Raw genomic sequence first — 434 nt, forward strand, 5'->3', positions numbered from 1 at the left:
ACCCGTCACCACCGTACCACGGCCCGAGATCGAGAACACGTCTTCCACCGGCATCAGGAACGCGCCGTCGACCGCACGCTCCGGCGTCGGGATGTACGTGTCCAGCGCGTCGGCCAGGTTCATGATCGCCACTTCGCCCAGCTCGCCCTTGTCGCCTTCCAGCGCCAGCTTCGCCGAACCCTTGATGATCGGCGTGTCGTCGCCCGGGAAGTCGTACTTCGACAGCAGTTCGCGCACTTCCATTTCGACCAGCTCGAGCAGCTCCGCGTCGTCCACCATGTCGCACTTGTGCAGGAACACGATGATGTACGGCACACCAACCTGACGCGCAAGCAGGATGTGCTCACGCGTTTGAGGCATAGGGCCGTCAGCGGCCGAGCACACCAGGATCGCGCCGTCCATCGGCGCCGCGCCCGTGATCATGTTCTTCACGT

The 434-nt window shown here is 64.1% G+C and carries 1 protein-coding gene; it reads right to left on the reverse strand.

Features of this window, described 5'->3' with window-relative positions:
• Positions 1–434, reverse strand: a 434-nt coding sequence (locus tag J5M67_RS28825; protein ID WP_243434947.1) for a GTP-binding protein, incomplete at both ends; no start/stop codon positions are given.

Origin of the sequence: Pseudomonas sp. 30_B, assembly GCF_017491605.1 — a bacterium.
Lineage (GTDB): Bacteria > Pseudomonadota > Gammaproteobacteria > Pseudomonadales > Pseudomonadaceae > Pseudomonas.